10 protein-coding genes are annotated in these 12104 nt (G+C 74.0%); 7 read left to right on the top strand and 3 right to left on the bottom strand.

Features of this window, described 5'->3' with window-relative positions:
* Window positions 1–43 precede the first annotated feature (43 nt).
* The 3 genes from cutA (at window position 44) to AC0VX6_RS27475 (ending at window position 1782) form a co-directional block, all read left to right on the top strand.
* The gene (gene cutA / locus AC0VX6_RS27485) at window positions 44–385 is read left to right on the top strand and encodes a divalent-cation tolerance protein CutA (protein ID WP_274975368.1); all 342 of its coding nucleotides are present in this window, start codon (window positions 44–46) and stop codon (window positions 383–385) included.
* Window positions 382–975 carry a hypothetical protein gene (locus tag AC0VX6_RS27480; protein ID WP_274975367.1) on the top strand — a complete coding sequence of 198 codons (594 nt, stop codon included), beginning with the start codon at window positions 382–384 and terminating at the stop codon, window positions 973–975. The genes cutA and AC0VX6_RS27480 overlap by 4 nt, the downstream gene beginning before the upstream one ends.
* 147 nt (window positions 976–1122) lie before the next feature.
* Entirely contained in the window at window positions 1123–1782 is a 660-nt protein-coding gene (locus AC0VX6_RS27475) for a GNAT family N-acetyltransferase (RefSeq protein ID WP_475466802.1), read from the top strand.
* 77 nt (window positions 1783–1859) lie between these two features.
* Here AC0VX6_RS27475 and AC0VX6_RS27470 read toward each other — a convergent pair whose 3' ends face one another.
* The 3 genes from AC0VX6_RS27470 to AC0VX6_RS27460 all read right to left on the bottom strand — a co-directional run bounded on the left by AC0VX6_RS27470 (window position 1860) and on the right by AC0VX6_RS27460 (window position 8409).
* Entirely contained in the window at window positions 1860–2636 is a 777-nt protein-coding gene (locus AC0VX6_RS27470; RefSeq protein ID WP_274975365.1) for an RDD family protein, read from the bottom strand.
* 191 nt (window positions 2637–2827) lie between these two features.
* Window positions 2828–6826, bottom strand: a complete 3999-nt coding sequence (gene eccCa / locus AC0VX6_RS27465; RefSeq protein WP_274975364.1) for a type VII secretion protein EccCa — start codon at window positions 6824–6826, stop codon at window positions 2828–2830.
* A 149-nt stretch (window positions 6827–6975) separates the two neighbouring features.
* Window positions 6976–8409 carry a DUF6177 family protein gene (locus AC0VX6_RS27460; RefSeq protein ID WP_475466800.1) on the bottom strand — a complete coding sequence of 478 codons (1434 nt, stop codon included), beginning with the start codon at window positions 8407–8409 and terminating at the stop codon, window positions 6976–6978.
* Window positions 8410–8972: 563 nt separating this feature from the next.
* On the opposite strand from AC0VX6_RS27460, the gene AC0VX6_RS27455 reads away from it, so the two are divergent.
* The 4 genes from AC0VX6_RS27455 to eccD all read left to right on the top strand — a co-directional run bounded on the left by AC0VX6_RS27455 (window position 8973) and on the right by eccD (window position 12100).
* On the top strand, window positions 8973–9302 hold the full coding sequence (locus AC0VX6_RS27455; protein WP_212642265.1) for a hypothetical protein: 330 nt from the start codon (window positions 8973–8975) through the stop codon (window positions 9300–9302).
* A gap of 27 nt (window positions 9303–9329) precedes the next feature.
* Window positions 9330–9626 (top strand): pore-forming ESAT-6 family protein, encoded by a 297-nt coding sequence (locus AC0VX6_RS27450; RefSeq protein WP_013155612.1) that lies wholly within the window; start codon window positions 9330–9332, stop codon window positions 9624–9626.
* 47 nt (window positions 9627–9673) lie between these two features.
* Window positions 9674–10651 (top strand): TNT domain-containing protein, encoded by a 978-nt coding sequence (locus tag AC0VX6_RS27445; protein WP_274975362.1) that lies wholly within the window; start codon window positions 9674–9676, stop codon window positions 10649–10651.
* A gap of 123 nt (window positions 10652–10774) precedes the next feature.
* Window positions 10775–12100, top strand: a complete 1326-nt coding sequence (eccD, locus tag AC0VX6_RS27440) for a type VII secretion integral membrane protein EccD (protein WP_274975361.1) — start codon at window positions 10775–10777, stop codon at window positions 12098–12100.
* Window positions 12101–12104 lie beyond the last annotated feature (4 nt).

The following is a 12104-nucleotide window of genomic DNA, read 5'->3' as shown; positions in this document are numbered from 1 at the left end:
GGGACGCGGGCGCACCGCGTCGCCCCCGGTGGGAGGGACGGCCATGCCGCAGTCCGGGGACACGGTCCGGGTGGAGACCACCGTCGACAGCAGGGACGGCGCGGAACGGCTGGCGCGGTCGGTGGTCGAGCACCGGCTGGCGGCCTGCGCGCAGGTGAGCGGGCCCATCACCAGCTTCTACCGCTGGGAGGGCCGGGTCCGGGCCGACGAGGAGTGGACGGTGGTGCTCAAGACCGCCGCCGACCGGCTGGACGAGCTGACCGCGCACCTCGGCGAGGCCCACCCCTACGACGTTCCCGAGGTCGTCGCCGTGCCCGTCACCGGTGGCAACCCCGCCTACCTGGAGTGGGTGCGCGACGAGACCCGGGGAGGCACCTCCGCGTGATCGCCGTCCTGCTCCCCCCGACCCTCGGCGAACCCACGCGGCTGCCCGGCCTGGCCGACCGGCTGTCCGGGTACGGCATCACCGCCGTCCGCCCCGAGGTGGGCGGCGACGAACACCCGCCGCACGCGGCCCGCTACGTCGCCCGCGCCAGCCTGGAGGTCAACCGCCTGGTCGCGCCGGACGCGCCGACCGCGCTCGTGGCCGAGGGCGGTGCCGGACCGCTGCTGGGCGCCGTGGGCGCGGCCCAGCGGGCGGCGCACCGGCCGGTGTTCGGCTACGTGCTGGTGGACGCGTTCCTGCCCCAGCCGGGCAGCCCCACCCGCGCGGACGTCGCGAGGACGCAGAGCCCCGAGGACGCGGCCCCGGACACGGCGGTTCCTCCCGGGGAGCCCGCCGGCTACCGGACCGAGCCGCTGCCGATGGTCTCCGACTGGCCGGACGCGCCGTGCGGCTACCTGCTCACCGACCCGGGCCTGCGCCATGCGGCCCGTCTGGCGCGTCTGCGCGGCTGGAGCGTGCGCGAGGCGGCCCCGGAGGAGGCGTCCGAGGCCCTGGCCGCGCTGCTGGTGGAGCTGCGCGGCGGCTCCTGAGACGCCGCCCGGGGCCGGTGCCGAGCCCTCCAGGCCGGTCGGTGCTCCCCGGCGGTGCCGCGGGCGGGGTGCGCGGTTACGGACCGCGGAGCCGGGGCGGCGGGAAAACCGGATGACACCGCCGGGCGGGCTCCGGAGAATCGGCGCATGATCACCGACCACTTCCCGCCCCTGGGCCTGCGGCTGACCACACCGCGCCTCGAACTGCGGCTCCCGTCCCTCGACGACCTCGGGCGACTGGCCGAGGTCGCGATCGGGGGCGTCCACGACCCGGACACGATGCCCTTCACCGAACCCTGGACCGACCGGCCGCCGGACGAGCTCGCCCTCGGGGTGGTGCAGCACAACCTCGGGGTCCTCGCCTCGTGGAAGCCGCGGGACTGGGGCCTCAACCTCGTCGTGGTCCACGAGGGCGCCGTGGTGGGCATCCAGGACATGCGGGCGCGCGACTTCGCGGTCACGCGCCAGGTGGGCACCGGATCGTGGCTGGGAAGAGCCCACCAGGGCAGGGGGATCGGCACCGAGATGCGCGCCGCCGTGCTGCACCTGGCCTTCGAGGGGCTGGGCGCCGTGGCCGCGGTGTCGTCGGTGTTCGAGGGCAACACCGCCTCGGAGCGGGTCTGCGAACGCCTGGGGTACCGCGGGAACGGGTTCGACCTGATCGAGGTCAGGGGAAGACGGGTGGTGAGGAACCACTACCGGCTGACCAGGTCGGACTGGGCGGCGCACCGCACCGTCCCGGTCACCGTGGCGGGGCTGGAGCCGTGCCTGCCGTTCTTCGGGCTGGACGGGGCCGGGACGGAGTAGCACCGGCCGCGGGGGCGTCGGCCCCGCGGCCCGGACCCGCTCCGGCCCCGCGTGAGCGTACGGCCGGGACGGAACCGCTAGCGGCGGACCTGGACGACCACCGTGCCCGCCGCCTTGTCGTGGAGGCACTTGCGGGTCCTCTTGTCGCGCAGGGGCCACAGGACGTTGGTGATCGACCACGGCAGGAGCCAGTTGACCAGGTTGGTGTGCCCGGGCGCGTAGAGCAGCGCCCGCACGAACGCGCGACCGGCCCTGACCCTTCCGCTGCCGTCGGAGCGCACCACCCACAGGCCCAGGAGCATCTTGCCGACCGACCGCCCCCACAGGCGGACTTGGAGCCACTCCAACACGATGGGCAACAGGAAGAAATTGAAGATGTAGACCACCATGAAAGTGGTTTCACCAGGGCCACCGTCGATCTCGCCGCCTCCTAGGGCCGCGCTGACGAAGGTCCCCAGCAGCATCATGGCGAACCAGAGGAAACCGAAGACGATCGTGTCGACCATCCGGGCCAAGAAGCGCACACCCATCTCGGCGCGGCCGATCTCGGGGTTGTGCGGGCTCCAGTGCCCCGGGTCGGTGAGCGCCGGCGGAAGCCAGCTCTGCGGCGGCGGGTAGTAGCCCTGATGCCCGTACGCGTAAGGGGTCTGGTGGGGCGGGGGGTACATGGGGGCCTGCGGCGGCGTCGCATACGCGGGCACGGGCGGGGTCTGGTACCCGGACGGCGCGGGGTGGGCGGGCGCCTGCCCGCCGGACGGGGCGTAGGGGGCCTGGTAGGCGGGCTGGACGTCGTACCCCGCGTACGGGGAACCGTGCTCCGGCTGTCCACCGGCGGGCTGGTGCGGGGGCTGCATGGCTCTCCTGCCGAACGTCGTCAGGTGCTTTCGGTGGGTGATGGTGTCGGGGCGCCACGGAGCGCGGGACCGTGGCGCGTGATCCGTCCGATGCCGTGGACACGGGCGCGGTTCGGGCGGACACCGGCTGTCGGCGATCCCCCGAAGCGCACCCGCACTCTACTCCCGTCCACCGACAGCGGACGGTGCCGTCACGGCCGCTCCTCGTACGGCTCGCGCAGCGCGGTCTGCACCAGCCGCGACGAACCGCCGCGGGTCACCCACTTGCCGCGTCCGGGGGGCTGGCTGGCAGCGTAGACCCGGGGCAGGATCTGGCCCTCGCTCCGGTCGCCGGACATCACCAGGGCGCTCGTGCCGATCTCGCGCATGGCCTGCACCAGCGGGTCGTACATCCCGCGCCCCGCACCGGCCACCCGGCGCGCCACCACGAAGTGCAGGCCGATGTCGCGGCCGTTGGGCACGAACGGGACGAACGGCGCCAGCGGCTTCTGCCCCGCCGTGGTGAGCACGTCGTAGTCGTCGGCGAGCACCACGATGCGCGGGCCCTTGAAGGAACCGGGCTCCAGGGAGTCCACGTCCCCGTCCTCGGGAAGGCGGCCCTCGACCTCCTTGGCCACGCCGCCCGCCAGCCCCGCGCACACGCGGGGGTTGCTCGCGTACCCGCCCATGTACTCCTCGGGCACCACGCCCCGCAGGGTCCGGCGCGGGTCCATCACCGCGAAGACCACCTCGTCGGAGGAGTAGCGCGCCACGAGGCCCTCGGCGACCAGCCGCAGCAGGTTGGTCTTGCCGCACTCCCCGTCGCCCATGACGAGCAGGTTCTGGTCCCGCTCGAACAGGTCGAGCAGCACCGGTTCCAGGGCGCGCTCGTCCACGCCGATCGGCACCGCCTTGGGCTCGGACTCCGCCGTGGGCAGGGTCCGGGCGGACAGCCGGTGCGGCAGGATCCGCACCTGGGGCGCACGCGTGCCCCGCCAGGCCCGGTCCACCGCGCGCACGGCCTTCTCCACGACCTCGCCCAGGTTGTCGTTGTCGGCCACCCCGTCGAACCGGGGCAGCGCCGCCTGGCCGAACAGCTCGGCGTCGGTGAGCACCCGGCCCGGGGTCCGGGCGCTGATCGTCTCGGAGAGCTTGCGGTCGATCGTGGAGTCCGACGCGTCGTTGAGGTGCAGCTCCACCTTCTGCCCGAAGTTGGACTGGGCGGCGATGCGCACGTCGTTCCAGCGCAGCATCCCGGCCACCACGTGGACGCCGAACCCGCCGCCGCGCTGGAGCAGCTCGGTCACGATCGGGTCGATGTCCTCGAAGTCCTTGCGCAGCGCGCCGAAGCCGTCCACGACGAACACCACGTCGGCGCTGGCCAGCTCGGGGACCTCGCCGCGCGCGTGCATCCGGCGCAGCTGGGCGACCGAGTCGATCCCGCGCTCGCGGAACACCGTCTGGCGGTGTTCGAGCATGCCCTGGACCTCCTCCACCGTGCGGCGCACCCGCTCGGCGTCGGTGCGCACCGCCACGCCGCCCACGTGCGGCAGCGCCGCCAGGGACTGCATGCCGCCGCCCATGAGGTCCAGGCAGTACACGGCCGCCTGGGCGGGGGTGTGCGTGAGCGCCAGTGACAGCACCAGCGTGCGCAGCAGGGTGGTCTTGCCGCTCTGCGGGCCGCCGATGACCGCGGCGTGGCCGCCGGACGCGGTCAGGTCGAGCTTCCACACGCCCTGCCACTGCTTGGCGGCGTCGTCCAGCAGGCCGAGCGGCACGCGCATCGCCTCGTGCTCGCCGGGCAGCCGCAGCCCGCGGTCGCTCTCCTCCGGCTCGCCCGCCACCGCGTCCAGCGTGGTCGCGGACGGCAGGGGCGGCAGCCAGATCTCCCGGGTCCGCTCGCCGTGCCTGCCGAACTGGCCGACCATCACGTCCAGCAGGGTCGGGCCCACCGTGCGGGAGGGCATGGGCACGTCCTCGCCGGAGGACCCCGAGGCGGCGGCCTCCGCCGGCGCGGCGTCGGCGTTGTAGGCGGTGTAGCGGCGCACCGACGGGGCGCCCTCGGTGGGCTCCTCCTCGGCCACCGGGCCGCGGTAGGCGCCGGAGACGTACCCCGCCTTGAAGCGCTGGTAGACGCTGGTGTCCACCTTCAGGTAGCCGAACCCGGGCAGGGAGGGCAGGTGGAAGGCGTCGGGGGTGTTGAGGACCGTGCGGCTCTCCTCCTCGGAGAAGGTGCGCAGGCCCAGCCGGTAGGACAGGTAGGTGTCCAGGCCGCGCAGCTTGCCGCCCTCGATGCGCTGGCTGGACAGCAGCAGGTGCACGCCGATGCTGCGCCCGATGCGGCCGATGGACAGGAACAGCTCGATGAAGTCGGGGCGCGCGGTGAGCAGCTCGCCGAACTCGTCGATGATCACCAGCAGGTGCGGCAGCGGCGGCAGGCCGGGGTCGTGCTCGCGCTTGTAGGTGTAGTCGCCGATGTTGGACACGTTCCCGGCGTCGCGCAGCACCTGCTGACGGCGCTGCACCTCGCCCGACAGGCTCGCGTACACGCGCTCGATCAGCGCGGCGTCGTCCTCCAGGTTGGTGATCACCCCGGCCACGTGCGGCATGTCCTCGAACGGGGCGAACGTGGCGCCGCCCTTGTAGTCGACCAGGACCATGCTCACCCGCTCGGGCGGGTGCGAGGCGGCCAGCGCCAGCACGAGGGTGCGCAGCATCTCGCTCTTGCCCGAACCGGTGGCGCCCACGCACAGGCCGTGCGGCCCCATGCCCAGCTGCGCGGACTCCTTGAGGTCCAGCACCACGGGCTGGCCCATGTCGTCCACGCCGATGGGCACGCGCAGGAACGCCCGCTCGCTGCGCGGCGCCCACAGGCGCGGCACGTCCATGGAACCGGGGTCGTGGACGCCCATCATCGCGGGGAAGTCGACGCTGCCGCCCTCCTGGGCCGTCTCCTCGACCGACTCCGGGGACAGGCGCAGCGGGGCCAGCATGCGGGCCAGACCGGTGAGGGTGGCGTCGGAGACGTCGTCCACGGTGCCGGTGGTGACCACGGGGTCGGCGCCCCGCAGCTCCTCGACGCGTACCTGGTCGCCGGTGACCGTGACGCGCACGTTCACGTCGCTGGGCTCGTCGATCTGGCGGGACACCAGGTGCAGCACGGTGACGCCCAGGTCGACGGGGTCCACGGCGTGGTCGGGCCGGACCAGCTCGGCGGCCACGTCGCCGTGGGTGTCGTGGACGACCAGGAGCCGGCGCAGCATCCGGTACGCCTCGCGCTTGCCCATGCCCCGGCGGACCTCGGAGGCGAAGTCGGTGCGCGAGCGCAGCTCGTCCGCGAGCAGGCCGCCCAGCTTGACCGGGTCGGGGGCGATCAGGCGGACGGCCGCGCCGCCCTCGCGGCGCTGCGGGTCCAGGACCTGGGGCAGCCACGGCAGCCAGGACCAGTCCTCGGCCCTGTCCGCGGGGTAGGACACCGCCAACCCGGCGTCCTCGGGGGCGTGGAAGGCGCCGAACTGGGCGGCGAGGGCGCGCACCACGCGCATCACGTCCTCGCGCTCGCCGATCACGCTGACGTTCCCGGCCATGTCCAGGGGCAGGGTCAGCGGCATCTCGGGGACCGAGGCGAACCGCCGGATGGCGGCCTGCGCCTCGGAGAGCATGAACGGGTCGGTGGGCATGAGGGCCGTGCCCTGCTCGGCGAGCCGGAGGGGGCGGCCCTCGGTCAGGCCGGTGCCCACCCGCACTCGCAGGAAGTCGCGGTGCCTGCGGCGGCGCTCCCAGAGCCGGGTGGGGTCGCGGATGACGTCGTACAGGGCCTCGGGCGGCGGGTCGAGCAGCCGGGCGTGGGCGCGGGTGCCCTGCTCCCAGGCGGTGAGCTCCTCGCGCAGTTCCTCCAGGTACTGCAGGTACAGCTCGCGCTGGTTGCGGCGCTGCCGGGCGACCTGGCCGCGCCGGGAGAAGAGCATGACCACGGCGGCGAGGAGGGCGACCACGAGGAGGACGCCGCCCAGCGCGATGAAGGCCGGGTTGCGCATGACCATCATGATGGTCATCGACGCCAGCATGCCGACCATCGGCAGGATGGTCATCAGCGGGTTGCCCTGGGCGTTGCCGTCGGGCAGGGTCGGCGGGGCCTCCACCTCGTGCGGTTCCTGCACCGGAGTGGGATGCACGGTTCGTGTCGGCCGGTGCACGACGCGAAGGCTCATCGGCTTTCCTCTCGGCGCAGGGGCGGGGAGACGAGGGCGCGGGGCTGCGCGGGGGCGGAAAAATCCTATCGAAGACGGTGTCGGAGGGGCTTCTCGCCTGTGGACGACCCCTGCTGGTGTTCGGTCGCGCGCACGGCCGGGTCCGCGGGTCAGCCCGCGCGGACGCCGTCGGGGTGCAGGTGGTCCATGAGCTCGCGGAAGCGCTGCCAGCCGTCCGGCTCGGTGCCGTCCCCGACCCGGTACCAGACCGAGGGCGTGAGCGGCGGGCCGAACGGCACCCCTCGCACGGGAGCGGACAGCGCCCGGTCGGTGCCGATCGAGGAGACGCCCTCCACCCCGACGGCCAGGCCGACCGGCAGGGGGAGACCGTACCAGCGCGGCTGGTGGGTCAGGTCCGGCCGCCCGGCGGCGCGCCGCACCGTCATGGTCCGCAGCACGTCGCGTTCGGTGAGTGTACGGACCACCGACGACAGGGCGTCCAGGTCGTGCTCCTCGCCCGCGGGCCGGGCCACCGCGAACGAGACGCTCTCCCGCACCCCGTGCGCGGTGCGCGCCACCCGCTGGGTGCCGCTGAAGGGGAGCACGCCCTCCTCGCGCACGCCCTCGGGAGGGCCGGTGAACACGAACCAGGTCTGTCCGGGCGCGCGTTCGCGGCACAGCCGGGTCAGCGCCGCCCGGTTCCACTCCTGGGGGAGGGGTTCGCTGGTGCCCCAGAGCGCGGGGGCGCGGCCGCCCAGGCGCTCGGCGAGCAGTTCGGCGGCCTCGCCCAGGACCAGGCCGTTGTCCGCGGGGTGCTCCGCCTTCAGTTCGACGAGCAGGTGGGAGCCGGCCCCCTCCGCCTCCGCCGCCCGGGCGCGGAACGCCTCGTGCGGCCCGTCCTCGGCCCGGGCGCTCCGGTCCAGGACGAAGGCCTCCCGTTCGTCCCAGACCAGGGGCACCCCGGAGAACCCGTCGTAGTAGGCGCCGTCGGGGGCCTGGACCACCCAGCGGGCGGTGGGGCCGGCCAGCACCGAGTGCAGGGCGTGGGTGAGGCGGCTGGTGGAGGGGGTGACGACCTGTAGCCGCCGGCCCTCGCGCCCGTGGGCGGCGACGGTGTCCACGATCCAGGGGGACATGGGGACCAGGGGGCGGTCCTGCACCACCACCGCGGCCTTGTCGGTGCGGGCGGTGACGGCGGGGTGGTCGGTGGAGCCGTCCAGGAAGGCGTCGACGCGGGAGAGCCGCGGCTCGGGCTCCCACACGACTCCGCCGAGCCTGTCCGCGAGGTGGCGGACGAACCGGCCGACGGCCCCGGCGGTGTCGGTGTCCGCGAGTTCGGCGCCGCGCGCCTCCACCCAGTAGGGCTGGGCGGGCAGGTCGTCGACCATGCCGTCGGCCAGGAGCCGTTCGGCCTCGGCGGACAGGGCAAGGCGCTGGGCCGCCTGCACGGCCGCGACCAGGCGGCCCCCGGAGTCGAGCAGTTCGACCACGGCGCCGTCGGCCGCGAACCGGACCCGAAGGTCCGGTCCGGCGGCGACCAGGGCCTTGGTCAGGGCGCGCCGGTCGGGAGGACCGGCCAGGAGGGCGACCGCGTCGTGGCTCAAGGGATCTCCTCAACACTCCGGGGGAGGACGGTACCGGGAGGGTGGGATCCCGGGCGCGCCCGCGGGGTTCTCTCCCGGGTCCCCGTTTCCCGGGCGGTTGCGGGGCGCCCCGCGCAGCGGAGCACCGTGGCACGGGGCCGCGCGCACGCCGCGGGGCGGTCACCAGGCCCCGAGACCCCGTTCGGAGCCGCGGCCGGGTACCGGTGGAGGGGCCTCGGCCGGTGCCGGGACCGCGTTCGGATTGGCCGGATACGGCCACGCGCCGGGGGCGGGGAGGGGAGCGGCCGCGTCCGGGGCGTCCGTCCCGGAGGACCCGTTGCGCAAGCGGGCCCGGCCGGTGCGCCGTAGGTGTCCGCGCCGTTCACCGGCCGCCGTCCACAGGCGGGGATCGTCCCTGGGCCTACGTCAGAGGCCACTTGTATGATGCAGATCCTCCCCTATGAGGGGATCCAGTCCGTTGCCCGGTCGCGGATCTTCTTCCGAACCACGGGCACTCCGCGTGCGTCCTCCCCCACGGGAGGCGAACAGCCTCGCGAGGACCCCCGAGGAAAGCAGGTGAAAAGTTGTCACGTTGGCAGATCGGCGACAGCACCCTGACCACCCTGTCCCAGAGCACCGGCACCACCGGTGACGAGCTGAGCAGCCTCATCCAGCAACTCGTCCAGGCCGCCGAGCCCCTGTCCGGCAAGTTCGACGGCGCGGGCAAGGCCGCGTTCGACTCCTTCAAGCTCAGGGCCGACGGCATCACCGCGGACCTGCGCGCGGGCCTCGGCTCCATCCAGGAGGGCCAGGGCGGCATGAACGCCGCGTTCGTCACCGGTGACCAGACCATGGCCGACGACGCGAACCAGAGCATGGGCTCGGCCAACTTCGACGCCGCCAAGTTCCGCTGATCCCCTGACCCCCCGTAAGGAGCGTCCATGAGCAACAACGCCTACGACCTCGGTGCCTCCCAGGAGGTCCAGGGCAACATCCAGTCGATCACCAACCGCCTCGAGACCCTGATCGGCGAGCACGACACCGACGTCAGCCAGGCCATGGCCGAGTTCGAGGCCACCGGCGTGTCCGAGGAGTACAGCGCCAAGGAGCTCAAGTGGCACAACGCCGGTAACGAGGTCCGCGAGATCATCCGGCTCGTGCGCGAGACGCTGTCCACCAACGACTCCACCGCCCAGGAGACCCTCAGCCGCGCCAACAGCGCGGTCATGAACATCTGACCGCGCCCGGGGCACGGAACACGCACGAGAGGCAGTGAGGAGCACGGTTGGCACGCGACTACGACAGTCAGCTGCTGGAGTCCGTCGCCGTGCGCCGACAGCGCCTGCGCGAGGCGGTGCTCTTCGGCGGCCAGCGCACCAGGCGCCGCCTGGACGAGAACTTCGGCAAGGTGGCGATCAGCGCCTGCCTCGCCGCGGTCATCTGCGGCGGCACCGTCGGCTGGTCCTTCGTCAGCAACCAGCTCAGCACCCAGCGGGTGGAGCAGGAGCAGCAGGCGTCGGGACCGGCCAACAACGCCGTCCCGCCCATTCCGGGCGACTGGGTCGGCGCGCAGGTCACGCTCGACGACCTGCGTGAGGAGCTGGACGCCGCCGGGGTCCCCGAGAGCCTGTACGTGCTCCCGGGAGACCCCCGCCCCGAGCCCGGGACCCTCGACAGCTACTACCTGCTCAGCCAGGACGCGGAGGGCTACCTGTCCGCCGCCGTCATGGACTTCGACCAGGGCCGCACCGGACCCGAGTTCACCACCGAGGACGAGGCGGCCCGCTGGCTCTACCAGGAACTGGCCACCACCGAGCCCGAGCCGACCGTCCTCACCCAGGCCGAGGAGCGGCAGACCGACGAGGCCACGGCGGAGCTGGTCACCACGGTGCGCGAGAGTCTGCGGGAGCGCAGCGGCGGCTCCTACCTGCACGGGCTCGCGGTCGGCGACGTCGTGGACGCGTTCGGCCAGGAGAGCGGCCGCTACCTGTTCCCCGACGGCACCCCCTTCGGGGAGCGCGGTCTGCCCGACCACGCCCGCACCGGCCCCGACGGCGAGGACCTCTACCACCGCTACCGGGTCATCCACCCCTTCCAGGTGAGCGCGACCAGCGCCCCCGCGAGCGTGGAGCACCCCGGCGGCGGCGTCCGCTTCACCCTCGACACGGCCGGGTTCACCGAGGTACCCGCCGTTCCGACGATCCGCTGGCTCATCGGCAACGGCTACCTGGAACGCATCGCCGTCAGCGACGTGCCCGGCTAGGCACGGCGCCGCAAGCCCCCCGCCGTCCGGCTGGAGGACACGACCTAACCCCGGGACCCGTACCCCGGACCCGAGAGCGGTGGCCAGGGCCACCGGTGACGCAGGAGCGAGGATGGGAAGGCAATGACCGCTTGGAGCCGCGTGACCCTCGTCGGCGAGGAGCGCAGGGTCGACGCCGTCCTGCCCGCGGGCGAGCCCGTGGGCGCGCTCATGCCCGAGGTGCTCGACCTCCTCGGCGACCAGGTGGAGAACCCCGCCAGACTGCGGCACCTGGTGACCGCCTCCGGGATCGTCCTGGAGGGCGACACCACGCTCGCGGAACGGCAGATCACCGACGGCGCGGTGCTGCGGCTGGTCCGGGCGGAGGAACCGGTGCCCGCCCCTGTGGTGCACGAGGTCCCCGAGGCGGTCTCGATGGCCCTGGACGACCACCAGGGACGCTGGAACCCGGTGGCGGCCCGCTGGACCGCCACCGTCTCACTGGTCGCCCTCTCCGTGGGCGCGGCCTGGATCGTGCAGGGGTACTTCTCCGGCAACGGCGGCCTCGTCGGACTGGCCGCGGTCGCCGCCGTGCTGGTGGCGGCGGGCGCTTCGATCGGCCCGACCTGGCGGGAGCCCCTGGGTACGGCGCTGGCGATCAGCGGCACCGCGGTCGGCGGTCTCGCCCTGTGGCTGGCCTGCGACCAGCTCGGCTGGCCCGAGTGGGCCCGCTGGGGCGGCGGTGCCGCCCTGGTCGCGGGCCTGGTCCTGCTGCTCGGGCTCACGTCGGGCCTGGGCAGGGGCGGCCTGACCGGCGGCGGTGTCGGACTCGCCCTGGCGGCCGTGTGGTCGGCGGGCGCGGCGCTGGGCCTGCCCGCCTACCAGATCGCCGTCGTCATGGCGGTGGCCTGCGTGGTGCTGCTGAGCCTGCTGCTCCGCCTGGCGCTGATGTTCTCCGGACTGGCGGTCCTGGACGACCGGCGCAGCTCCGGGGACGCGGTGACCCGCAGCGACGTGCTCACCTCGGTGGCGGGGGCCCACCGGAGCCTGGTGATCGCCACGATCGCGGTGGCGGTGTCCGCGGCCACGGCGGGGATCGGCCTGGCCACCCACTTCGACTGGTGGACGGCGGGGCTGTCGGTGGTGCTCGCCCTGGTGGTGGCCAGCCGGGCCCGGCTGTTCCCGCTGGTCGCGCAGAAGTCGGTGCTCATCGCCGCGAGCCTCGTGGTGCTGGTGGCCTTCCTCCTCGCCTGGGCCGAGGCCGTGCCCTGGGGGGTGTGGCCCGCGCTGGGGATCGCGGTCGCGGTGGCCGCCGTTCCCGCGGTGGTGCTGTCGATCGAGCAGCCCGAGCACGTGCGGGCCCGGCTGCGCGGAGTCACCAGCCGGTTCGAGGCGGTGGCCGTCGTCGTGCTGGTGCCCCTGGCGATCGGCGCGTTCGGCACCTTCCAGCGCCTCCTCACGACCTTTTGAGCGG

Source organism: Nocardiopsis sp. iso_25 (assembly GCF_056173305.1).
This window is presented reverse-complemented; position numbering and strand designations above follow the sequence as displayed.